We start from the raw sequence: 23,051 nt of genomic DNA, 5'->3' as shown, positions 1-23,051 counted from the left end.
TAGAGCACCTGGTTTGGGACCAGGGGGTCGCATGTTCAAATCGTGTCATCCCGATTACGAAAAGGTTATTGCTTAGGCAATAACCTTTTTTTGTATATAAAGATTGGATCTCGGTCACAATAAACAAAAAGTGTGATAGAAGGGGATTCAATTGAACTTTCTTAGAAAATATAATTTAAAAAAGCGTTGGAAGCGAATAAAACGTACGCTGGTGACATTCACGATATGTATTCTACTAGCATTAATAGCCGGAGCTGGCCTACCTATTTCTCAAATGGTACAGTCGCTCTTAACTACACCAGGAAGTGTTGAAGTGCTTGAAGAGAATTCGAGTACAGAAGAAGAGACAGACTCCGTACAAACTAGTTTGCTTGAGCAAATCCGCTCCAGTGGAAAGTCCCTGAGCGTCTCTTTAGAAAAGAACTATGTTTGCGGGACAGAAACCGTAATTCTAGGAGATTTCACACCAGAAGAAATAGTGGCTCTAATGATGCAACATCCAGGATGGACAGGATATGTGGAGGCAGGAGACGAATTAGTAGTGCAAGAAACTGTCGATGATCTGTCTCCCCATTGCAAAGAAAATGCTTATATGAGCTTGGATAAAGAAGGGAACTTAACTCTCTTTGATGGAAAACCTAAAGAAGAGAAGGCAATCCGAACTTTTTTTCAACTTGATATTGGTTCAATGGAAACCTCATTACCAGCTGGGGTACTAGAACAATTGCAGGATGGCATTCGGGTGCAGGATATAGAGGAGTATAACAGTGTGCTCTCTACTTTTGGAGACTATGCAGTTGCTCCTGTAGGGAAAATTGTAGAATAAACTAATGAAAAGGCGGATGAATATCCGTCTTTTTTTGTTTTCATTCATGGAATATTCGGAGTTTTCGTCGAAGTGCAAACTTTTTCGTTATAGGGCTGGAACATTTGATATAATGAATAAACGATACATATGTTCGCAGTATGTTAAGGAGAGATGTGTTTGCGTTTTTTAGGAATTGACCCGGGTATTGCTATTGTTGGTTTTGGATTTATTGATAAAACAGGGAGCAAACTTACTCCCGTACAATATGGATGTATTCAGACGGAAGCCCATACACCAGATGAAGAAAGACTACTTCACGTGTATGAGGCAATGTTGCAATTAATTGATAAATATAAGCCTGATGCAGTAGCATTAGAAAAATTGTTTTTTAATCGAAATGTTACGACTGCGATGTCAGTCAGCCAAGCACGTGGTGTATTGATTCTTGCAGCTATACAGAGGGGATTGCCTATTGCTGAGTATACCCCAATGCAAGTGAAACAGGCTATTGTCGGTTACGGTAAGGCAGAGAAAAAACAAGTACAAGAAATGGTTCGCATGTATCTCAAACTGCAAGCGATCCCTAAACCGGATGACGTAGCGGATGCACTTGCTGTAGCCATCTGTCATGCTCATTCTTACGCCCTAAATTCCAAGTTAAATGAGGTTATGAAAAAATGATCGATTATATTAAAGGACCGCTTGTAATCGTTGAGAATGACTACGTCGTAGTTGATGTACAAGGAATTGGATATCAAATTTATTGCCCTAATCCATATATTTTTGCCAAACAGGAAGGCGTCGTTACGGTATACACACACCATCATGTAAGAGAAGATGCAATGCTTCTTTATGGTTTTGGAAGTCGTGAGGAACAACAGCTTTTTCGCAAATTAATTGAAGTCTCCGGTATAGGTCCTCGTGTAGCCCTAGGCATTTTAACTGGAGGTACACCAGAGCAACTGGTTACAGCAATTCATCAAGAGAATATTACCTTCTTAACCAAACTTCCAGGTATCGGCAAGAAAACAGCCCAGCGTATGATTCTAGACCTTAAAGACAAGCTGGATGGGTTTGGTGGGGCTATATTTGCAACAGGTCTGTTTGCTCCGAATGTAGCAGATGAAGGTGATGGCTCCTACTGGTCAGAGGCTAGAGAAGGCCTGAAAGCACTTGGCTATACAGACAGTGAGCTTGATAAAGTGTGGCTTCGCATGAAAAAGGATACAACCGCAGAAGATACAGCTGACTTGCTTATGAAGAAGGCTCTTAAAATGCTTTTCACAGGATAAACAGGATAGAATAGAGGGATAAGTATGGATGATCGGATTATATCCGCCAATCTGATGATGGAAGATCAAGCGGTGGAACTGAGTTTACGTCCCCGCTATTTAAATGAATATATTGGACAAGATCAGGTAAAGGAAAATCTTAAGGTATATATCGAAGCCGCCAAAATGAGAAATGAGGCACTGGATCATGTGCTTTTATATGGTCCGCCCGGTTTAGGTAAAACAACGCTGTCTAACATTATCGCTAATGAACTTGGTGTGAACCTTCGTACGACTTCGGGACCAGCGATTGAACGGCCTGGAGACCTTGCTGCTTTGCTGACCAATCTGCAGGAAGGGGATGTCCTATTTATCGACGAGATCCATAGGCTTAACCGCTCTGTTGAAGAAGTGCTGTATCCAGCAATGGAGGATTTTGCGCTCGATATTATGATCGGGAAAGGGCCGAGTGCGCGTTCTGTTCGATTAGATCTCCCTCCATTTACTTTGGTAGGTGCTACGACAAGGGCAGGCTTGTTATCTGCTCCACTTCGAGACCGGTTTGGTGTCATTAGTCGGCTTGAGTTCTATACGGTAGATCAATTAACGTACATTGTTTCTCGTACAGCTGATTTACTTGGTATTGAAATTGTTGGAGATGCAGCAGAAGAGATTTCGCTTCGGTCGAGGGGGACACCTCGGATCGCAAACCGGTTGCTCAAACGTGTCCGAGATTTTGCTATGGTGCGAGGGGATGGCATTATCACTTCGGCATTAGCTGAAGAGGCACTAAAAAGGCTACAAATCGATCCGCGTGGGCTTGACGATATTGACTATAAGATGCTGAAATCGATGGTTACGAGCTTTCGTGGGGGCCCTGTCGGACTAGATACCATCGCAGCTACGATTGGAGAAGAAAGCCAAACCATTGAAGATGTGTATGAACCTTATCTACTTCAAATTGGTTTTCTACAGAGAACACCGCGAGGCAGAATAGTGACACCGGCGGCTTATGAGCATTTAGGAATTCCGATGCCGACAGATAAGTAACTGGATGTTAGAGAAATGTAGATCTTTATGTACGTGCATCTTTCTGTTCCAGAATGATATAAAATAAGCAAAAGTTCGGGATCAACTATGGGGAGGAGAACGATAAATGAACCGAATGAAAAAAACTCAAAGTGTGCGTTCTTTATGGACAAAGGGAGCCAAAGTTACCCTTGCAGCGGTGCTACTGGCAGGTAGCTTATGGGGACCACTTACATCGGCGAGTGCAGCAGCAAACGACACGATTCGTGTCGCGCTTTTCGCCGATCTTGGAAGTAGCTATAAATCGACAACACCTGCGGTTACCATGCAAACTGCTGGAGATTGGTCTGCTGGAATAAACGGGGCTAATGGATATGAATCATGGATTTCATTGCCTGCTTCAACGCAAACTCGGTTTAGTGTAGATGGTTTTCGTGTGAAAGTGCTGGAAACAGATGCCTTCAAGACAGCTTCTGGAGCAGCGAAAGTGTTGCAAGGCACGGTAGATAAACCTATCATTTACCAAGCATCTAAAAATGGAAAAACAGTATATCAAGTCTATACTGGTAATTATACGACATCGGCTCTTGCTGAGGCGGCTGTGGTAAGAACGCAGAAGACAGCTGCTTCTTACCTAGCTGGACAAAAGCCAGTTGTGAAAGGAAGCAAGCATAGTCAGGCAGGTGTGTTTGCCAGTAAGAAAGACGCAGATACACTGCGTGATACCATAACTTCCAATGGCTACGATGCCTTTACGGTTATTCAGTCAGCAGGTAGCACTCCTGAATATGCGGTCTGGGTAGGCGAAGAAACAACAGATGCTTCACTTGCAGCTATAGAAAAGCTTATAAAACAGAAGTTACCCCAGCTTACACTGAGTTCTGTAGGAGCTGGAAGCAATGCTTTTATAATTCGGCAAGATGTGACTCTTAATTTGGTGTCTCCGGAAGTTACTAATCATTACATGGTAAGTGGGACAGGCACGAAGTTGATGTTGAACTCCAATGGTTCTGGTATACAAGTTACAGAGCGGTCGGCTCGCACGTACCGAGGGGATTTTGAAATAAGCACTTATAATGGACAACTTGCTCTTGTCAATCAATTACCCCTTGAAGAATACCTGTACTCTGTTGTAGGAGCTGAAGTGTACTCTTCTTGGCCTGTTGAATCATTGAAGGCACAGGCAGTAGCTGCACGGAGCTATGCACTGTATCAAGGGAATAAATTTAAGATCGCTAATGTGGTAGACACTACCTTAAGCCAAGCTTATAACGGAATCGGTACAGAACATCAGAATGTATCAGGTGCAGTAGATGCAACTGCTGGGGAAGTCATTCAAAGTGGTGGCAAAGTGATTGAAGCCATTTTTTCTTCTAATGCTGGAGGTAAAACCGCTGATCCATCAGAAGTATGGAACGGAGGCGGGACTCTTTTTGCAAGTGTAGATAGTACAGGGGATAAGGCAGCTCAAGAAGGTACATATAATTGGTATCACGTATTGCTAAATGACGGGAAAACAGGCTATGTTCGTGAAGATAATACCAAACTGCTTGAAGGCAAAACAGCAGCGGGACTTCCCAAACTCACGGTTACAGCCAAAAATACAAATGTTCGAAAAATTCCGCTGGTACAGTCGAACGTAAGTCCAGTCGCTCAACTGAATCCAGGGACAGAAGCCGTTGTGCTTGGGGTCACAAAAGAATCAGGTAGCTACAGCTGGATGCGCGGACCTTTTACATCTGCTGAGGTTGTAGCTATGTTACAGGGGAAAGTATCTACTACAGTTCCATCCACAATCGCTAGCCTTGAGGTAACGGGCCGTGGTCCATCTGGAAGAGCAACAGAAGTGAAGGCCAACGGTCAGGTGCTTGGAGTGAAATATGGAGATGCATATCGCAGCGCTTTTGGAAGTTTGCCGAGTACTTTGTTTGATATTACGAATACCGGAAGTTATACTGTACTAGGTGCAAATGGACAGACCCTAACGAAATCTGGGGCCTCTGGAGCTTCTGTTGTAACGGCATCCGGCACTTCATCTTATTCAGGAGACTCTATGGTAGTCATGAATGGAGATAACGAGGCGAGAGCTGTTAGTAAATCTCAGGCTTTTCTTTTTACAGGCCAAGGATACGGCCATGGTTTGGGATTGTCTCAATGGGGAGCCAAAGGATTGGCGGATGAAGGGTATGATTACCAGTCTATTTTGAAACACTATTATCAAAACGTTACTATAGTTAAGGAATGACGACCATAATGAATGTAGATTTATATGATTTTGAGTTACCTGAATCATTGATAGCTCAGACACCACTTGAGAATCGAACTGCATCGAGACTTCTAACGCTGAACAAAAACAGCGGAGAGATGGAACACCATACTTTTTCAGATATTATTAATTATCTTCATCCTGGTGATACTCTTATTCTGAATGATACGAGAGTTATTCCGGCCAGATTGTTTGGAGTAAAAGAAGATACAGGAGCAAAAGCAGAAGTTTTGCTGCTTCATAATCTTGGAGATAATCGCTGGGAAACTCTGGTGAAGCCAGGTAAAAGACTGAAAAAAGGAGCTGTTATTCGTTTCGGAGACGAGTTGTCAGCTACAATTGAAGAAGAAACGGACATGGGAGGCCGGGTCATCCGCTTCCACTATGAAGGTATTTTTCAGGAAATACTGGATCGTCTTGGTCAAATGCCACTTCCTCCCTATATTAAGGAGAAACTTGAAGACAAAGAGCGATACCAGACGGTTTATGCGAAGCATGAAGGGTCTGCAGCTGCTCCGACAGCAGGTCTCCATTTTACGAAGGAACTGCTTGAGGCAATTAAAGAAAAGGGAGTTTCCATTGGTTTTATTACACTTCATGTGGGATTGGGAACCTTTAGACCCATGTCAGTGGACGTAGTAGAAGAACATGTCATGCATGCGGAGCACTACTCTCTCTCTCAGGAGACTGCGGAGTTGATCAATGATACTAAGCGTAAAGGTGGCCGGGTCATTGCTGTTGGTACGACTAGCTGCCGGACATTGGAGACAGTAGGAAACCAATTTGAAGGCAAAGAAATTGGTGCAAGCAGTGGCTGGACAGATATTTTTATATATCCCGGCTATACGTTTAAAGTAGTAGATGCACTCATTACCAATTTTCATCTTCCTAAATCTACGCTTGTCATGCTGGTCAGCGCACTTGCGGGAAGAGATAAAATTATGAAAGCTTATGATGAGGCAGTAAGACAACAATATCGGTTCTTCAGTTTCGGAGATTCGATGTTTATTTATTCAGATAGAGGATGAGAGAACATATGTCAGCAGCGATAACCTATGAACACATTAAAACTTGTAAACAATCGGGAGCGCGTCTTGGACGTGTTCATACTCCACATGGAGTCATTGAAACTCCTATTTTCATGCCAGTAGGTACACAAGCAACAGTCAAAACTATGAGTCCTGAAGAACTGAAAGAGATGGAAGCACAGATTATTCTGAGCAACACCTATCATTTGTTCCTTAGACCAGGTCATGATATTGTACGCGAAGCAGGCGGATTGCATAAATTCATGAACTGGGATCGACCTATTTTGACAGATAGCGGTGGTTTTCAGGTATTCTCACTTAGTGAGATGAGAAAAATAACGGAGGAAGGGGTTCACTTCCGTTCCCATTTGAATGGGGATAAATTATTCCTCTCTCCTGAGGTTGCCATGGATATTCAGAATTCACTAGGTTCCGATATTATGATGGCTTTCGATGAGTGTCCTCCGTATCCGGCTGACTATGAATATGTCAAAAGATCATTAGAGAGAACAAGCCGCTGGGCTGAGCGTTGTCTTGAAAGCCATGCTAGACCGAACGATCAAGGACTGTTTGCGATCGTACAGGGCGGAATGCATGAAGATTTGCGTAAACAGAGCGCTCGGGATTTGACTTCCATGGATTTCCCGGGGTATGCTATTGGTGGACTGAGTGTGGGAGAACCCAAACATTTAATGTACGATGTTCTGGATTACACTATACCTTTGCTTCCTAGTAACAAACCTCGCTATTTGATGGGGGTAGGTTCACCTGACGCATTGATTGAAGGTGCAATTCGTGGCGTTGATATGTTTGATTGTGTGCTTCCAACTCGTATTGCCCGCAACGGGACAACGATGACAAGTCAGGGCAGACTCGTTGTTCGTAACGCGAAATATGCTCGTGATTTTGGTCCGCTTGATCCTGAGTGTGATTGCTACACATGCCGGAATTATTCAAGGGCTTATCTTCGTCACTTGATTAAGGCAGATGAAACGTTTGGCCTACGCCTTACAACGTATCACAACCTGCATTTCTTGTTAAACCTGATGAAGAAAGTACGTCAAGCTATTATGGATGATCGGCTGCTTGATTTCCGGGATGAATTCTTTGAACAATATGGATTGCATGATAATGACAAAGGGTTCTAAGTAACTACTTACAGTCCAAGTCTTGAAAGGGGGGAAACAGATGTTGAACTTCACAGCAGCAGCAGCACCTGCCGGTGGCGGTGGTTTGCAGCTCATTATTATGATGGTACTTATGTTTGCGGTGTTTTATTTCCTACTGATTAGACCTCAGCAGAAAAGACAAAAAGAACATCGTAACTTACTAGGGTCCTTGAAAAAGGGAGACAAAGTAGTAACGATCGGTGGTCTTCATGGAACGATCACAGAGGTAACGGACGATACCGTTGTTTTGCGTGTAAACGATGTCACGAAACTGACTTTTAACCGTAATAGCGTGAGCGCCGTATCTCCTAGAGAGAGCGTAGAAGACAAAGCGTAAGTAAGCTGAAAAGGGACTCCTGATAAGGGGTCCCTTTTTATTTTAGGGTCATATTCTGTGTTTAAGATTTGCCGGTGTTGACTCCAAAAATACCTCCAATAGCCCCAAGCACGAAGGCTGCACCCCATTGTAGCAGATCGTTTAGGTGGAAGGAGGAATCCAAAGCAAGAAACCCAATGATGAGAATAATAATTCCGTATACCGCTCCTGTTATTCCCCCATGGTACCATCCGCGTTCGTTTGATCGTTTACCTGAAATAAAACCTCCAAAAAGCAATGACACAGCATGCACCACGTAAGTATAGAATGATAAATCCTGTTCACGCATACCTGTAAGCCAAAGAAAGAGGGATAAAACGAATGCACCAACAAACATCCAGATGAAAGCAACATTTAATCCTGAGAGCAGAGGGCTGTTAAGGCGGATGGAAAACAAGCGGCGAACAAATTGCATGAAGGTGACCTCCTTGATCATTTGGATCTAATTAATACATTGTATGGCCAAGCTATCCATGATATGAACTGATTTTCCATTAATTAATTTGTATGACTTTCCCGCGTTCGGTCAAGCTATGAAATGTCATGAAAACAAAGGTTTTGACCATAACTGCGAGGGAGGTCTTTTTAGTAATGATGGAACACATCATGTTACATATTGGTAGAACAATACTCATGTATTTTATAGCCGCGTTTGCAATCCGACTGATGGGTAAAAGAGAGATTGGGAAGTTGTCTGTATTCGATTTGGTTATTTCGATCATGCTTGCTGAAATTGCGGTATTTGCAATTGAAGATGTAAAGCGGCCCCTCTATGAGGGGATCGTTCCCGTCATTACGTTGATCATATTACAAGTAGGTATCGCCATGATTGGTCTCAAAAGCCGCTGGTTTCGGCTCGCTCTAGATGGGAAACCGGTTATTCTTGTATCCAATGGCGAGCTGCAAAGAGAAGAAATGAGAAAGCAAAGATATAATCTTGATGATTTAATGCAGCAACTGAGAGAGCAGAGCATTGATAATGTAGATGATCTGCAGTTTGCTATTCTTGAGACGACAGGAAAGCTTACCGTTATTCCAAAAGAACAGAAACAATCTCATTCTTCTGGAACCTTGGGTGACACGAATGGGATGGGGAATAATAACAACAATCAATCCCAAGGAAATGAAGAAAGCAATGAACACATAAAAGCATTGCAAAACATGCGGTATGAAGCTTTGCCACTGCCCCTAATCATGGACGGAAAAGTGCAAGACTCCAACCTAGACTTAATTCAAAAAAATCGCTTCTGGCTTAAAAATCAGATTCAGGAAAAAGGGGTAAAAGATTTTAAAGATGTTTTCTTATGTTCTATTGATCATAAAGGACAGATCTACGTGAACGTAAAGAAAAAGCCATGACCTGTTTATTTACGCCCAATCCACGTACCTAGAATGGGAATACGGGACAAATCATGCAAATCAATTAAGCGACAAGCAGCCATAACCGATAAATAAATAACAAGACCTACAAAACTAGATGCTACAAACTGAAGGAACATTACATTTGACCACGGAAGGTGAATGAATAAATACTGGATTGCTGCGGCCATGATGATCATCCCAGCACCCACTTTAACGGCATCAAGCCAGCGAAAACGAAACCCAAGGAGCTGTTTAAGACTTCTGCCATGCAAAAGTGTGACCACCAGCGCATTAATACAGATGGCGATAATGGCTCCATAAATACCATATTCGGGTTTGGAAGCAAGGAAGAGAATGAGACTGATTTTTATAGTGGCACCGATTGCCGTATTAAATAATGCTTTACCCGGGTGTTCTAATGCTTGTAGTGCAGCTTGTAAAGGCGCTTGGGCATAAATAAACAGAGCAAAAGGTGACATTGTCCTCAACATATCAGCAATGGAACCATTGTTAAAAAGGAGCTGACATAAAGGTTCTGCGAGGACATACATAATAACAGCAAAAGGTCCACCGGTTACAAGAGCTAGCCGCAGAGATTGATGCATTCTTTTGTGGATCGTTTTGTAATCTTTTCTGGCGGCAGCTTCCGATAAAGAAGGAACCAGAGAAGTAGCAAGTGATGAGGTCAATGCTCCTGGCAGAAGCAAAAGTGGAATGACCATTCCTTGCATTGCGCCGTACTGTGCAGTTGCAATTGCCTTTGTAACTCCGGCTAATGCAAGGCTTTGTGTTGTTACAATGGTTTCAAGAAGATAAGAGATGGAACCAACTAAACGCCCAGCCGTTACCGGGATTGAAATAGACATGAGACGTTTGAAAATAGACATTCCTTCTTTTGATACTTGATTTGTTGGATCATTTACAGGCATTAGAACCCCGGATTTTCTATGACGCTCATGTTGCCAGAGTAAAACAAACATGCCTATAAGTTCTCCTGCTAGAGCTCCGAGCATCGCTCCGGCAGCTGCAAATTCGATTCCTTTCGGTAAGAGAAGGTAGGAGAACCATAAAACACATAGAATCCGTATGAGCGTTTCAGCGATGGAGGAACTGGCAGAGGGAATCATATTTTGTTTCCCTTGAAAATAGCCTCTGTATACCGATGAGACGGCCACAATCAAGATCATGGGTGTCATACTTACAAATGTGTAATAGACCCTTTCATCCGTAAGTATTTTACTGGTTACGAAAGGCGCGAATACGAGACATAAGGCTGTAAAGATGGCTCCTGCAGTTAACGTGAAAAACAAACTTGTTTTCAAAATCTTTTCGGATGCTTTTACGTCTCCAAGGGACTCCGCTTCTGCTACAAGCTTTGCGATGGCAAGTGGAATCCCGCCTGTAATGAGCGTAACAATGACGATGAAAAAGGGGTATCCTTGCTGATACAATCCAACACCTTCCGCACCAATAACCCTTGGCAATACGATCCGGGGGATAAATCCAAGGATTCGATTAATGAGTCCAGCAGCAAGCAGAATCATGGTCCCCTGGATGAACGTTTGTTTTTTCATAAGTGTTATTCCCTCTTCTCATGGGTTAGTACATAATAGAATTGTCATGTGGTACTAGCTCTTCTTCATAAATATGCCGAACCTGTCCAATCTCATGACTGGAAGTTAACAATCGGCTAATTTCCCTGATTTCACCAGTGGCTGCTCCTCTCATTTATGCAGGAAAACAGCAGGAAGAGGTCGAATACATAAAAAGGAGCACAAAAGGAGTGATTTGACGCCATGGAATCATCTATTGAAGAAATGGACGCCCACGAATTGGAGAAGGCAATTGAACTTTTATGCAGCAGTAAAGCTGAAGAGCTTCAATTAGTGGGATATGAATATGTAACTAGCAAGGATGTATGGAATTGTGTTAGTCATAAATACGAAAAACAAGGGATTCCCCCACTCCATCAACTGGTGAATGATATTTTGTCGCTGAAAGCTACCAGTTTTATGAACTATATGACAGTATCTGCATACCGCGGCTCCTCTTTCTAAAGGAAGAGGACTTTTTTAATGAAAATTGACTGAGATTTCCTGCATCGCTATAATGGGAATATTGAGAATGAAGGGGGAACTATGGACGGCATGAAGAGAATAGTCAGTTTCATTCTGGTCGTGCTTGTAATGGTCGGTTTAATGGCCTATACAAGTCCGGGGCTGCTGAAGGATATACGCTTGGGCCTTGATCTTAAGGGAGGCTTCGAGATTCTATATGAAGCACAGCCTCTTGAAGAAGGACAAGCAGTCACCAGAGAATCGCTTACACAAACCGCAAAAAGCTTGGAACAACGTGCGAACGCGTTAGGTACAAGTGAACCGGAAGTAACTACAGAAGGTACGAACCGCATTCGTTTGAAGCTTGCAGGTGTAACGGATGAGGTAGAGGTACGGAGTAAGATGAAAGAACCTGCTGAACTCACATTTCGGAGTGCAACAGAAGATGATAAGCCCGGAGAGTACAGCAAAATCGAGCTTCGCGGTAACGAATTTGTGGAGAACGGTGCTTCTGTCGTGTTTGACAGTCTGAACCAACCGATGGTTGACATTCAGGTGAAAGACAAAGAAAAATTTGCCGAGATCACAAAACGCCTTCAGGGTAAAGCTTTGGCTATCTACCTTGACGATGAGTTGTTGTCTGCTCCTGAGGTTAAACAAGCACTTACGGACGGCAAAGCTCAAATCTCAGGTAGTTATACAAGAGAAGAAGCAAATGAGCTTCGTGATACGATTAATCTAGGTGCATTGCCTCTTAAACTGACTGAGAAGTATTCCCAGAGCGTTGGGGCTTCTCTTGGACAATTATCGCTGGAACAAACGATAAAAGCAGGGATTATCGCTTCCGTCTTTATTCTGGTGTTTATGATTGCCCTATATCGTATTCCAGGCATTGTGGCAAGCTTTGCACTCATTACGCATACATGGCTTGTACTGGCTATATTCTATCTAGGTGATTTTGTTCTGACACTACCTGGAATAGCCGCCTTTATTCTAGGGATTGGGATGGCAGTTGATGCCAACATCATTACCTACGAACGGATTAAGGAAGAAATTCGCAGCGGAAAAAGCATTCTGTCTGCAGTTAAATCAGGTGAGAGAATCTCGTTCCGTACCGTCATGGATTCCAATATTACGACGATTATAGCTGCAGCCGTTATGTTCTGGCTCGGTACAGGAGCTGTAAAAGGCTTCGCTATTGTTCTAATTATTGATATTGTGACGAGTATCCTCACGAATGTCTTCTTCTCCCGCTTCTTATTGAATCTGCTTGTTAAAGCACATCTCATTAAGAAGCCTAGTTACTTCGGAGTGAAGGAGAGTGAAATTCGTGCGCTTTAATTGGGACTTTGATTATATTAAGGTTAGTAAATATTTCTATACTTTTTCCATTGTTGTTACATTGCTCGGTATTCTAAGTCTTGCGGTCTTTGGACTCAACTACGGAGTTGATTTTCGTTCAGGTTCAAACGTGGATATTTCAGCTTCCAAAACAGTGACGAAGGAAGAAATCGAACCTATTTTGGTTGAGACCGGACTCTCGGCCGATGAGCCTCAGATTTCTGCAGGAAGCGATCGAATTAGTATTCGGTTTCCTACTGTACTTAATGAAGAACAAGAAAGCAGTTTAAAGGCAGCATTTAATGAGAAAATTGATCCAAAGGCATCCTTTGAAGTCAATACCGTAGATCCAGAAATGGCTAAAGAGTTGGGTAGAAATGCGATTTACGCTGTTTTACTCGCAAGCTTGGGTATTCTTATCTATGTAACCATCCGTTTTGAATGGAGATTTGCGGTTGCGGCCATTGTGGCGCTTTTGCATGATGCTTTTATCGTCATTAGTGTTTTCTCCCTATTCAGGTGGGAAGTGGATCTTACTTTTATTACGGCAGTACTAACCATTGTCGGTTTCTCCATTAATGATACTATCGTTGTGTTTGACCGGATCCGTGAGAATTTACGATTCTCTAAAATTAAATCTCATAAGGATCTAAATGGAGTTGTTAATCGCAGTATTGCGCAGACGATGACTCGTTCACTGAACACAACGTTTACTGTATTTATCGCTTCGTTGTTTCTATTCCTGTTTGGCGGAGAATCCATACGGATGTTCTCACTTGCGATGGTCATTGGTCTAGTTTTCGGGGCCTACTCATCTATCTTCATCGCAAGTCCATTATGGGCAGTGCTTAAGAGCAAACAAAAACCAAATCAAAATAATCCTTCTAAGACGACTCCATAACTTACTAAAGGATTACCTGAAAGCCGCGTCTTCTTGTTATAGGCGCGGTTTTCTAATATTGCCGTCTTACGTGTAGAGGAGGGACACGGATGACCATCACACCACAACAAGCAATGAAAGTACCGTTTTGGACGGAATTTATTAAAAATACAGTGTTAACTATTCTAAAGGGGAGTGTAGGTTTTGCCTCGGGGAATAAGGCACTGCTGAGCGATGCTCTATATTCTGCAGGAGAAGCCGGATCACTTTTTACTCATCGATTTCATAAGCTGGGCGGTACAGGTTTATCTGAGGAATATTCGAAAAAAATGATAAGAACTGGGCTTTTTATGGCTTTAATTATTCCATTACTGGTTCTTCTGGGCGGGCTTCAACTTGCAATATCTGCTGTAAGAGTAATGATATCGGCGGAGCCGGAGCCCCCGCATATGAGTGCATTAATTGCTGCGATCATAGCATTTGCCATTGCTGAAATTTGGTTTCAGTATGAATGGCGCCATACATACAAAGACGCTGAGCGTTCCATCATGAACCATTATTTTGAGCAACATCGGTATGCATTTTACACGTCCTTACTTGTACTCATCGGAATTATTGTTGCCATGGTTGGTAAGACATTTGATTATTCTTTTCTATTGTATGCAGATCCCGTTGCCGCTTTAGTGACTTCAGGATTGGTGATCTGGAGGAGTTACTTACTGGTTGCTACCCAAGTAACACGCCAGGAAGAGAAAGATAGCCCTGTAGATACCTATGATTACATGGAGACAGTTCAGCGTGTTCATGGTATTGTTACCGTGGAGCACATTCGTGCCAGAGCGCGTGAAACAGGGATTAACATTGATATTACGATTACTGTAAATCCACGAATGTCTGTAGCGGAAGCTCAGGAAGTTGCGGAAAGATCCAAAGTGTTATTAATGGGACGTTTTGAACAAGTATCAGGGGTTCAACTTAAAGTCGTCCCATATCAGTCAGATTACCCATACAAAAGTAATTGTGAGCTTGCCGAAAGAGAGACAAACACGTTACTGCAATAAGAATGTAAAAGTAAAACTCAGGAAAATCTGAGTTTTGTTTTTTTTCTAGAAAGAAAGGTGATTAATGAGTGCTTTATTCTCAGTATCATTGGAACGAGCCGGATTTTACAGATGAGCAGGTAAGTAGCCTTTCGGAGGCGCTAGCTGTTTCTCACCTGATGTCAAAATTACTGCTAAATCGTGGAATCAGCAGTGTAGAAGCAGCAAAACAATTTTTGCAACCCTCTGATGAGGTGCTTCATGATCCTTTTCTTATGAAAGGAATGAAGGAAGCCGTTCCTCGCATCCGCGAGGCACTTGATCAGGGTGAACATATCCTTATTTACGGAGATTATGATGCAGATGGTGTATCAAGTACTTCACTTATGATCCATCTCATGCGAAAGCTATCTGCATCCTATGATATATATATTCCCCATCGTGCAAATGAAGGATACGGTCTTCACAATCACGCGCTGGATTGGGCACATCAACAAGGGGTTTCATTGGTAATTACCGTAGATACAGGAATCAGTGCGGTAGAACAGATCGCTTACGCCAAAACACTTGGGATGGATGTTATCGTAACGGATCATCATGAGCCACCGGAAGTTCTTCCTGACGCGTATGCCCTTATCAATCCTAAACAAGAAGATTGTCCTTATCCATACAAGGGACTTGCTGGAGTTGGAGTAGCAATGAAACTGGCAGAAGCGCTTCTGGGAACGATACCTCGTGCTTGGATGGAAATAGCTACGATTGGAACGGTTGCCGATTTAATGCCGCTTACGGATGAAAACCGAGTTATCGTCCAGCAGGGCCTCGAAGAAATGAGAAACAGCTCATTTCCGGGTATACGAGCTCTACTAGAAATCAGTGGTGTGGAAATATCCACAGTAAGTTCTACAAATGTGGCTTTTTCTCTTGCCCCTCGTATTAATGCCAGCGGTAGACTTGCTCATGCAGGCAGAGCAGTATCTTTGCTTACTACAGAGGACAGTGATGAAGCTGCCCATCTCGCAGAGGAACTGGACCTTCTTAATCGGGAGCGTCAGCAGGTGGTAGAGCAAATGACGCAGGAAGCATTTGAAATCCTTGAGCAGAAAAAAGTGAATGGTAAAGTTCCAGATGTAATTGTTGTTGCTGGTGAAGGATGGAATCCAGGAGTAGTAGGAATAGTTGCATCAAAAGTACTCGAGAGATACTATCGTCCTACTTTAATCTTAGGAATCGACCCCGTCACAGGGAAATGCAAGGGTTCAGCCCGTTCGATTCCCGGACTTGATATCTATGAGGCATTAACAGCTTGTAAGGACGTAATGGACCATTACGGTGGTCACCCGGCGGCGGCAGGAATGACGCTTCACCGCGATGAACTGGAATCCCTAGAGTCCAAACTGAATGAATATGCTAAAGAGGTCATGAAGCCAGAACATTTTATTCCGGTGTCCCAAACAGACGGGGAATGCAGGATATCAGAAGTACCACTTGCGGTTATTGAAGAGATGGAGCAAATGCAGCCTTTTGGTATGGATAATCCTACTCCTAAATTCATTATCCGGGATGCAAGATTGGTCGCAAGTCGTAAAATGGGGAAGGATCTTTCTCATTTAAAACTCACCATAGAGCAGGATGGACAGATGCTGGATGCCATCTCTTTTGGGAAAGGAAAGCTTGCTGATTATATTCCTGAGGGATCCGTTCTGGATGTGATGGGAATGCTCCAGATAAATGAATGGAATGGCTCTAGAAAACCGCAATTTATGCTCGAAGATGTCAGGTTGAAGGATCGCCAGGTGTTTGATTACCGGGGAAGTAGAGAACCTGCTCGTGATATGGAGACTATTGTGAAGGATCTATCTTTTAGAATTAATCCTAATGCTGGAAATATAGCTGTTCTTGTTCAAGAGAAAAACTTATTTTCTATAGAAAACCATTTGTATGAAAAGGCCGTTTGGGTATATGATAGGAAGGTTGGGATCGTTCCGTGGAACGATTCAGCCAAAGAATTTGGTGACAAGCATCCGGAAAGTCTGTTTGTGCTGGACACCCCTGAAACTGCCGAGCAATGGACAGCAATGCAAAGCATGATTGAAAAAGCGAATAATGTCATTCTTCTTCACGGTACGGTCCACCCAAAAGAACGATTACAACGGCCGAACCGTGATGACTTTAAACGTATATATGTCCTTATATCGAAGTGGGGACAGGAAGCTGTACCTGAAAAAGAGATGATTGAGGCTTTGAGCCGACAATGTGGATATTCTGTAAGAATGATGTCAAAAGTGATGGACGTGTTTGAAGAGTTGTCCTTTATTAAACGTCATTCAGGTACAATGACTTTTGTGACAAATCCGCCGAAGCAGAGTTTGACGGATTCTCGGAACTACCAGGCTATTGAACAGCTGGCTGAAATGGAAAAAGCCATGTTTGACTTGGCAACGCCCCAACTGATGCAATGGATGATATCGCGAATGAAGGGTGCATCCTAGCTCATTTAAATTAGGAGGAGATTATTTTGGATTTTAAAGAGTACATTCGGGTTATCCCTGATTTTCCACAGCCGGGAATTAGCTTTAAGGATATTACGACCCTGTTGAAAGACGGCGAGATGTATCGCAAAGCTATAGATGAAATGAAGGAACTTGTGTCTGATCTGAAAATCGATGTGATTGCAGGTCCGGAAGCACGTGGATTTGTAGTCGGTGCACCGCTTGCTTACGCACTAGGTGTTGGTTTTGCTCCAATTCGTAAAAGTGGCAAGCTGCCAGGTGAAACGATTGAGCTTGGATATGACCTTGAATACGGTAAAGACAAACTTGCTATGCATTCTGATGCGATTGAAAAAGGTCAAAATGTCTTGATCGCGGATGATCTGCTTGCAACAGGAGGAACGATTGCAACTTCGGTAAGCCTCGTAGAACAACTTGGAGGCAAAGTCGTTGGTGCTGCATTCCTGATCGAGCTTGAAGAACTAAAAGGCAGAAACAAGCTTAATGATGTAAATGTATATTCTTTGATGAAATACTAAGTTCTTTGCACTAATATTCTTCGAAGAATTTGAAGTAAACTTGATGCCAATAGGCGACAGGTTTCCCGGGAAATATTCATGGCTCTAACATTATAGTGTATGAAAAAAGGTATCCTTCGTTTATAACAAAGGATACCTTTTTTATTTAGTGGCTGCTTTTTTCAACGGATTCATTCATCCAACCGAGTTTTTGGAATAGTCCGAACAGAAGGCTAACGATCATACCAACTACAGTGGCAAGTGCCATCCCTTTTAATTGAATAGAATAAATTTGGAGCGTTGCTCCGCTGAGGCCAGTTACGAATACGAGTGTGGTTAACAGCATATTACTTGTTTTGGAGAAGTCTACTTTCTGTTCTACAAAAATACGGAAGCCGGATGCGGCAATGATACCGAAGAGTAGAAGAGATACACCGCCCATTACAGCAGGTGGGATATTAGCGATAACTGATGTGAACGTTCCCGAGAATGACAATACGATGGCAATGATGGCTGCACCGCCAATCACGAATATGGAGTATACTCTTGTCAAAGCCATGACCCCGATATTTTCTCCATAGGTCGTATTTGGTGTTGATCCTACAAAACCGGAAAAAATAGTTGAAATGCCGTTCCCAAGCAGAGAGCGATGAAGCCCTGGGTCTTTGGACAAGTCTTTCCCCACAATACTTCCCGTAACGAGCAGATGGCCGATATGCTCGACGATGACTACCAGTGCTACAGGTAAGATGGTAATAATGACACCAACATCCCATGAAGGGGTGGTCACTTGAGGCATTTCGAATAAGCGGGCTTCCGTAATGCTATGAATGTCTACTACTCCCATGAAGAAGGCAAGTACGTAGCCAGATACAATTCCGATCAGAATATGAATAATTTTGGCAAAGCCACGGAATAGAATGGCACCTAATACTGTAACGCCAAGGGTGACCATTGAGAGTGTAATTGTGGTAGCATCAGGAGTCCAATTGGGGTTCGCTACTGGATCCGAATTGATGAGTCCAGCCATTCCAGCGGCAACGGGGACAAGCTCAAGCCCAATCAGTGCAACTACGGCTCCCATCACAGCAGGTGGGAATAGGACATCAAGCCATTTAGTTCCCACTGATTTTACGATCAGGGCAATGAGACAGAAGATAATACCAGTGATGATAAATGCACCTAAAGCTAGGGAATATCCGTTGCCTGGGTGTTCTTTCAGTACCATAGATACAGGCGCAATAAAGGCGAAGCTGGATCCTAAGTAAGCGGGAATTTTCCCTCTACAGATAAAGATGTATAAGAGAGTTCCTATACCATTCATTAACAGAATCATGCCAGGGTCTACACCGAAGATGTTAGGAACAAGCACAGTGCTACCAAACATTGCAAATAAATGCTGGATACTGAGTAAAAATCCGGGTCCCAAAGGAAGTTTTTCATTAACTTGTATTTCGCGTTGCAAAATCGTCACTCCTTATTAAGTTTTCATGCACCCCGCTATGTAAGTCGTAGGCTCTACAATCTTTACTAGATTATACAGGTTCACGTCATTTTTCAATGAAATTTTATTCTTGATCAGAGATGACCGTGAATCCGTACTTTAGTAACGAAAAAAACAGGAAAATGTTGAGTATGATCAGAAGATGTCATCTTATGGCGATGGTTGACGTAGAAGCGGGTAAGCGTCATAATATTATAAAATCACTTTTTCGGGGAACCTGTGTAGATGTAAGATCGGCGGGTTCCATTTTATTATAGAAAGGAATCGGACAAATCTAGATGGGCATAGAGCAATTACTGGAGAAGGCTGGAGCCTATATCAAAGAACCTGAGCTTATCCTGATCCGTGAGGCTTATGACTTTGCAGAAGAAGCCCATCACGGACAGACTCGCAAATCAGGTGAACCTTATATATTGCATCCGCTGGCGGTGGCAGACATCGTGGTCAATATGCAGATGGACAGCATATCAATTATAGCTGCCTTGCTTCATGATGTCGTAGAAGATACTACAGTTCCTCTGGATGAAATCAGGAAAAAATTTGGCGAGACTTGTGCGATGTTGGTTGATGGTCTCACAAAGCTTGAGCGAATCAAGTTTCGTTCCAAGGAAGAACAGCAAAACGAGAACTATCGTAAGATGTTTATCGCGATGGCTCAAGATATACGTGTCATTGTTATTAAACTTGCGGATCGTCTTCATAATATGCGTACCCTTAAATATCAGTCAGAAGAAAGCCAGCGCCGTATTTCATACGAAACGTTGGAAATTTTCTGTCCTATTGCCAATCGGCTAGGTATTTCTGCGATTAAATGGGAGATGGAAGATATCGCCCTAAGATATCTGAACCCACAGCAATATTATAGAATTGCGAATCTCATGCATAAGAAACGGGCAGAACGTGAGCAGTATATTGATAACGTCATTGACCGGATTAACGAGAAACTGGGTGAAATGGGGATACAAGCCGATCTTTCAGGCAGACCCAAACACATATACAGTGTCTATAAAAAAATGACGACCAAGAACAAGCAGTTTAATGAAATTTATGATCTGCTTGCTATTCGTATTATCGTTGATAATATCAAGGATTGTTACGCAACTCTAGGTATTATCCATACGCTGTGGAAACCAATGCCAGGAAGATTCAAAGATTATATAGCTATGCCAAAAGCAAATATGTATCAGTCTCTTCATACTACCATTGTCGGACCGAATGGGGAGCCTACCGAAGTTCAGATTCGTACATGGGATATGCACCGGACTGCTGAGTTCGGTATCGCAGCTCACTGGGCTTATAAAGAAGGTGGAGCGAATAATCTAGAGGATAGTATTACTTTCTTCCGAGAGATCTTGGAGCTGCAAAATGAAGCGAAGGATGCTTCCGAATTCGTCGAATCACTTAAAATGGATTTCTTCTCTGATTTGGTGTTTGTATTTACTCCAAAAGGAGAAGTTATTGAGCTTCCAGCTGGATCGGTCCCGCTTGATTTTGCTTACCGGATTCATACCGAAGTCGGAAATCGGACGATTGGTGCCAAAGTTAACGGTAGGATTGTCCCACTTGATTATCAACTGAAGACCGGAGATATTGTGGAGATTCTGACTTCCAAACATTCGTATGGTCCAAGCCGAGATTGGCTGAAAATCGCACAATCGTCGCATGCACGCAGTAAAATCAAACAATGGTATAAGAAAGAAAAACGTGAAGAAAACGTTGAAAAGGGTCGAGAGAGCTTGGAGCGTGAGCTTAAACGCTTAAGTCTTGAACCTTCACAGTGGCTAACGGATGATAAGTTACAAGAAGTAGCCAAGCGGTTTTCTTTTAATGATATTGATGATATGTTATCTGCGATCGGATTTAGCGGTATTACTGCTTCTCAGATTGTCACTCGTCTTACGGAGAAGCTTCGTAAGGAGCAGGAAGAAGCAAGTCTTCTTGAACTGACTACGGAACGAAAAGAAATTAAAGTAGCTCCGGAGCGCAAAGCGCAGCATACGAATGGTGTACGAGTAAAAGGCATCGATAATTTACTAGTACGTTTTGCAAGATGTTGTAATCCTGTACCTGGTGATGAAATCGTGGGTTACGTTACACGCGGCCGGGGCGTATCTGTGCATCGAACAGATTGTCCTAACCTTCCATCGCTGGATGTAGAAGGTGAAGAGGCAGAACGTATCATTGAGGTAGAGTGGGAAACCGAAAGCGAAACAGCCAATTACAGCGTGGATATTGAAATTACGGGACATGATCGTAATGGTTTGCTGAATGAGGTACTTCAGGCTGTGTCTGAAAGCAAAACCAACATTTCCGCAGTGACGGGTAGAACGGATAAGAACAAACTGGCTCAAGTGCATATGACGATCCTTATTCGCAATACAGATCATCTTCAGTCTGTTGTGGAGAGAATCAAGAGAGTGAAAGATGTATACAGTGTACATCGAATTATGCAATAAGCGGTAAGTAAGGAGTTTGTAAAAATGAAAGTCATCATTCAGCGCTGCAGCAGCGCTAAAGTTACTGTGGACGAAGAGATCATTGGACAAATTAATCAAGGTCTTATGCTTCTTGTGGGTGTAACTCATGAAGACGTGGAGAAAGATGCGGATTACTTGGCCGATAAAATTGCTGGTCTGCGTATTTTTGAGGATGAATCCGGTAAAATGAACCACAGCGTGCTTGATATCCAGGGGGCTATTTTGTCCGTATCCCAATTTACGCTTTACGCGGATACACGCAAAGGAAAAAGGCCTAACTTCATGGGCGCTGCGAAACCGGATGTAGCGGAACCACTGTATGAGTACTTTAACGAACAGCTAAGAAAAAAAGGGCTGCAGGTAGAGACCGGAAAGTTTGGGGCAATGATGGACGTGTCTCTTATTAATGAGGGTCCCGTTACCTTGATTCTAGAAAGTAAAGCTTGAAGAACGCAAGGCGAGCTGATGGATTGAAGCTGTAGGTTAATAATAAAAGGACCAGGACATACTAGGGTTATAACAAAAGACCCGGTAAAGAGAAGGTGCTTCTATTATGCGTCAATCTTTTAAGCAAGCTAACATGAGCTACTCATCTATGCTATTACCGTGCAGTATTCCTGAAGCCATGCATATTGCACGGCTGGCATCGAGTAACATGCCTGCGATTTTTGAAACTAAACAAATGGACAAGCCGGCAAGAGAAAATATGCCTCGTCCATAACCATAGCTATCTTCCGTATAGACTGATCAACAGTCGATTAGGGGGATAGCTTTTTTGGTTTTTATGGCACTAAAATAAAAAGTTTGCTCATATTTTTTTGTCACCTCATGTTATAAATCCGGCACAGCAGGGTAATTACATCTCGAGGCACATTAGCCAGAGAGGAGACGATAATCGATGAGTAAAATCGCATTTTTATTAGCAGACCAATTTGAAGATTCCGAGATGAAGGTTCCTTACGATGAGGTGAAAAAAGCAGGACACGACGTCGTTATTGTCGGACTTGAAGCAGGAACGACAGTAAAAGGGAAACAAGGGAAAGCTGAATATAAAATTGAAAAAGCAATTTCCGATGTCAAAGCTAGTGAGTTTGACGGGGTAGTCATTCCAGGAGGTTCTTCACCAGAAGGTCTACGCGGTAATAAAGATATTTTGAACTTTGTAAAAGAAGTGAATAGTTCCAAAAAACCGATCGCTGCGATCTGCCATGGTCCACAAATATTGGCAAGCGCGGATCTGTTAGAAGGACGAACTATTACATCTTATCCACCGCTCAAAGACGACATGGTCAATGCAGGCTCCAAGTTCCGGGATGAAGAAGTTGTGGTTGATGGGAACTTCATCACTTCCCGTACACCAGAAGATGAACCGGCATTTGTTCGAGAAATTCTAAAAGCGATCTAAAGTGTAAATCTGATTTGCCTGGATACAC

General features: G+C 42.8%; 22 protein-coding genes. 19 read left to right on the top strand and 3 right to left on the bottom strand.

Going from position 1 to position 23,051, the window contains the following annotated elements:
- Positions 1-151 precede the first annotated feature (151 nt).
- The 8 genes from KFT32_RS12670 to yajC all read left to right on the top strand — a co-directional run bounded on the left by KFT32_RS12670 (position 152) and on the right by yajC (position 7,908).
- Positions 152-826, top strand: coding sequence for a BofC C-terminal domain-containing protein (locus KFT32_RS12670; RefSeq protein WP_249435847.1), 675 nt, complete (start codon positions 152-154; stop codon positions 824-826).
- Between the two features lie 159 nt (positions 827-985).
- The gene (gene ruvC, locus KFT32_RS12665) at positions 986-1,489 is read left to right on the top strand and encodes a crossover junction endodeoxyribonuclease RuvC (RefSeq protein WP_211747578.1); all 504 of its coding nucleotides are present in this window, start codon (positions 986-988) and stop codon (positions 1,487-1,489) included.
- Positions 1,486-2,100, top strand: a complete 615-nt coding sequence (gene ruvA, locus KFT32_RS12660) for a Holliday junction branch migration protein RuvA (protein ID WP_211747577.1) — start codon at positions 1,486-1,488, stop codon at positions 2,098-2,100. The genes ruvC and ruvA overlap by 4 nt, the downstream gene beginning before the upstream one ends.
- Positions 2,101-2,124: 24 nt before the next feature.
- Positions 2,125-3,129 carry a Holliday junction branch migration DNA helicase RuvB gene (gene ruvB / locus KFT32_RS12655; protein ID WP_211747576.1) on the top strand — a complete coding sequence of 335 codons (1,005 nt, stop codon included), beginning with the start codon at positions 2,125-2,127 and terminating at the stop codon, positions 3,127-3,129.
- Between the two features lie 106 nt (positions 3,130-3,235).
- Positions 3,236-5,353: a SpoIID/LytB domain-containing protein gene (locus KFT32_RS12650; RefSeq protein ID WP_211747575.1), complete on the top strand. Its 2,118-nt coding sequence runs from the start codon at positions 3,236-3,238 to the stop codon at positions 5,351-5,353.
- An 8-nt stretch (positions 5,354-5,361) separates the two neighbouring features.
- A complete protein-coding gene (gene queA / locus KFT32_RS12645; RefSeq protein ID WP_211747574.1) occupies positions 5,362-6,402 on the top strand; it encodes a tRNA preQ1(34) S-adenosylmethionine ribosyltransferase-isomerase QueA in 1,041 nt (346 codons plus the stop codon).
- Positions 6,403-6,410: 8 nt separating this feature from the next.
- Positions 6,411-7,550 carry a tRNA guanosine(34) transglycosylase Tgt gene (tgt, locus tag KFT32_RS12640; protein WP_211747573.1) on the top strand — a complete coding sequence of 380 codons (1,140 nt, stop codon included), beginning with the start codon at positions 6,411-6,413 and terminating at the stop codon, positions 7,548-7,550.
- A gap of 40 nt (positions 7,551-7,590) precedes the next feature.
- The gene (gene yajC / locus KFT32_RS12635) at positions 7,591-7,908 is read left to right on the top strand and encodes a preprotein translocase subunit YajC (RefSeq protein ID WP_211747572.1); all 318 of its coding nucleotides are present in this window, start codon (positions 7,591-7,593) and stop codon (positions 7,906-7,908) included.
- Positions 7,909-7,969: 61 nt separating this feature from the next.
- Here yajC and KFT32_RS12630 read toward each other — a convergent pair whose 3' ends face one another.
- Entirely contained in the window at positions 7,970-8,362 is a 393-nt protein-coding gene (locus KFT32_RS12630) for a TIGR04086 family membrane protein (protein WP_211747571.1), read from the bottom strand.
- A gap of 176 nt (positions 8,363-8,538) precedes the next feature.
- Here KFT32_RS12630 and KFT32_RS12625 point away from each other — a divergent pair, with 176 nt between their 5' ends.
- Positions 8,539-9,306, top strand: coding sequence for a YetF domain-containing protein (locus KFT32_RS12625; RefSeq protein WP_481856333.1), 768 nt, complete (start codon positions 8,539-8,541; stop codon positions 9,304-9,306).
- A 5-nt stretch (positions 9,307-9,311) separates the two neighbouring features.
- Here KFT32_RS12625 and spoVB read toward each other — a convergent pair whose 3' ends face one another.
- On the bottom strand, positions 9,312-10,883 hold the full coding sequence (gene spoVB / locus KFT32_RS12620) for a stage V sporulation protein B (RefSeq protein WP_211747570.1): 1,572 nt from the start codon (positions 10,881-10,883) through the stop codon (positions 9,312-9,314).
- 222 nt (positions 10,884-11,105) lie between these two features.
- On the opposite strand from spoVB, the gene KFT32_RS12615 reads away from it, so the two are divergent.
- The 6 genes from KFT32_RS12615 (at position 11,106) to KFT32_RS12590 (ending at position 17,658) form a co-directional block, all read left to right on the top strand.
- Entirely contained in the window at positions 11,106-11,366 is a 261-nt protein-coding gene (locus tag KFT32_RS12615) for a post-transcriptional regulator (protein ID WP_211747569.1), read from the top strand.
- Positions 11,367-11,456: 90 nt separating this feature from the next.
- Positions 11,457-12,707 carry a protein translocase subunit SecD gene (secD, locus tag KFT32_RS12610; RefSeq protein ID WP_211747568.1) on the top strand — a complete coding sequence of 417 codons (1,251 nt, stop codon included), beginning with the start codon at positions 11,457-11,459 and terminating at the stop codon, positions 12,705-12,707.
- Positions 12,697-13,608, top strand: a complete 912-nt coding sequence (secF, locus tag KFT32_RS12605; protein WP_211747567.1) for a protein translocase subunit SecF — start codon at positions 12,697-12,699, stop codon at positions 13,606-13,608. The genes secD and secF overlap by 11 nt, the downstream gene beginning before the upstream one ends.
- A gap of 89 nt (positions 13,609-13,697) precedes the next feature.
- Positions 13,698-14,648: a cation efflux transmembrane domain-containing protein gene (locus KFT32_RS12600; protein WP_211747566.1), complete on the top strand. Its 951-nt coding sequence runs from the start codon at positions 13,698-13,700 to the stop codon at positions 14,646-14,648.
- A 68-nt stretch (positions 14,649-14,716) separates the two neighbouring features.
- A complete protein-coding gene (recJ, locus tag KFT32_RS12595) occupies positions 14,717-17,119 on the top strand; it encodes a single-stranded-DNA-specific exonuclease RecJ (RefSeq protein WP_211747565.1) in 2,403 nt (800 codons plus the stop codon).
- A gap of 26 nt (positions 17,120-17,145) precedes the next feature.
- Positions 17,146-17,658, top strand: coding sequence for an adenine phosphoribosyltransferase (locus KFT32_RS12590; RefSeq protein ID WP_211747564.1), 513 nt, complete (start codon positions 17,146-17,148; stop codon positions 17,656-17,658).
- Positions 17,659-17,803: 145 nt separating this feature from the next.
- Here KFT32_RS12590 and uraA read toward each other — a convergent pair whose 3' ends face one another.
- Complete coding sequence (uraA, locus tag KFT32_RS12585) at positions 17,804-19,102, bottom strand: uracil permease (protein WP_211747563.1); 1,299 nt, start codon at positions 19,100-19,102, stop codon at positions 17,804-17,806.
- A gap of 317 nt (positions 19,103-19,419) precedes the next feature.
- On the opposite strand from uraA, the gene KFT32_RS12580 reads away from it, so the two are divergent.
- The 4 genes from KFT32_RS12580 to KFT32_RS12565 all read left to right on the top strand — a co-directional run bounded on the left by KFT32_RS12580 (position 19,420) and on the right by KFT32_RS12565 (position 23,023).
- On the top strand, positions 19,420-21,597 hold the full coding sequence (locus KFT32_RS12580) for a RelA/SpoT family protein (RefSeq protein ID WP_211747562.1): 2,178 nt from the start codon (positions 19,420-19,422) through the stop codon (positions 21,595-21,597).
- Positions 21,598-21,621: 24 nt separating this feature from the next.
- Complete coding sequence (gene dtd / locus KFT32_RS12575; protein WP_211747561.1) at positions 21,622-22,065, top strand: D-aminoacyl-tRNA deacylase; 444 nt, start codon at positions 21,622-21,624, stop codon at positions 22,063-22,065.
- A 106-nt stretch (positions 22,066-22,171) separates the two neighbouring features.
- A complete protein-coding gene (locus KFT32_RS12570; RefSeq protein WP_211747560.1) occupies positions 22,172-22,339 on the top strand; it encodes a hypothetical protein in 168 nt (55 codons plus the stop codon).
- A 177-nt stretch (positions 22,340-22,516) separates the two neighbouring features.
- Positions 22,517-23,023, top strand: coding sequence for a type 1 glutamine amidotransferase domain-containing protein (locus KFT32_RS12565; protein ID WP_211747559.1), 507 nt, complete (start codon positions 22,517-22,519; stop codon positions 23,021-23,023).
- The last annotated feature ends 28 nt before the right edge of the window (positions 23,024-23,051 follow it).

Source organism: Paenibacillus sp. Marseille-Q4541 (assembly GCF_018310695.1).
In the GTDB taxonomy this organism is placed as follows: domain Bacteria; phylum Bacillota; class Bacilli; order Paenibacillales; family Paenibacillaceae; genus Paenibacillus.
Note: the sequence above shows the minus strand (reverse complement) of the source record. Positions and strands in the feature narration are given on the sequence as shown.

Excerpts from the sequence above, each read along its gene's own strand:
- ruvA (WP_211747577.1), top strand. The coding sequence starts at position 1,486 with ATGATCGATTATATTAAAGGACCGCTTGTAATCGTTGAGAATGACTAC.
- ruvB (WP_211747576.1), top strand. The coding sequence starts at position 2,125 with ATGGATGATCGGATTATATCCGCCAATCTGATGATGGAAGATCAAGCG.
- KFT32_RS12650 (WP_211747575.1), top strand. The coding sequence starts at position 3,236 with ATGAACCGAATGAAAAAAACTCAAAGTGTGCGTTCTTTATGGACAAAG.
- queA (WP_211747574.1), top strand. The coding sequence starts at position 5,362 with ATGAATGTAGATTTATATGATTTTGAGTTACCTGAATCATTGATAGCT.
- tgt (WP_211747573.1), top strand. The coding sequence starts at position 6,411 with ATGTCAGCAGCGATAACCTATGAACACATTAAAACTTGTAAACAATCG.
- yajC (WP_211747572.1), top strand. The coding sequence starts at position 7,591 with ATGTTGAACTTCACAGCAGCAGCAGCACCTGCCGGTGGCGGTGGTTTG.
- KFT32_RS12630 (WP_211747571.1), bottom strand. The coding sequence starts at position 8,362 with ATGCAATTTGTTCGCCGCTTGTTTTCCATCCGCCTTAACAGCCCTCTG.
- KFT32_RS12625 (WP_481856333.1), top strand. The coding sequence starts at position 8,539 with ATGATGGAACACATCATGTTACATATTGGTAGAACAATACTCATGTAT.
- spoVB (WP_211747570.1), bottom strand. The coding sequence starts at position 10,883 with ATGAAAAAACAAACGTTCATCCAGGGGACCATGATTCTGCTTGCTGCT.
- KFT32_RS12615 (WP_211747569.1), top strand. The coding sequence starts at position 11,106 with ATGGAATCATCTATTGAAGAAATGGACGCCCACGAATTGGAGAAGGCA.
- secD (WP_211747568.1), top strand. The coding sequence starts at position 11,457 with ATGAAGAGAATAGTCAGTTTCATTCTGGTCGTGCTTGTAATGGTCGGT.
- KFT32_RS12600 (WP_211747566.1), top strand. The coding sequence starts at position 13,698 with ATGACCATCACACCACAACAAGCAATGAAAGTACCGTTTTGGACGGAA.
- KFT32_RS12580 (WP_211747562.1), top strand. The coding sequence starts at position 19,420 with ATGGGCATAGAGCAATTACTGGAGAAGGCTGGAGCCTATATCAAAGAA.
- dtd (WP_211747561.1), top strand. The coding sequence starts at position 21,622 with ATGAAAGTCATCATTCAGCGCTGCAGCAGCGCTAAAGTTACTGTGGAC.
- KFT32_RS12570 (WP_211747560.1), top strand. The coding sequence starts at position 22,172 with ATGCGTCAATCTTTTAAGCAAGCTAACATGAGCTACTCATCTATGCTA.
- KFT32_RS12565 (WP_211747559.1), top strand. The coding sequence starts at position 22,517 with ATGAGTAAAATCGCATTTTTATTAGCAGACCAATTTGAAGATTCCGAG.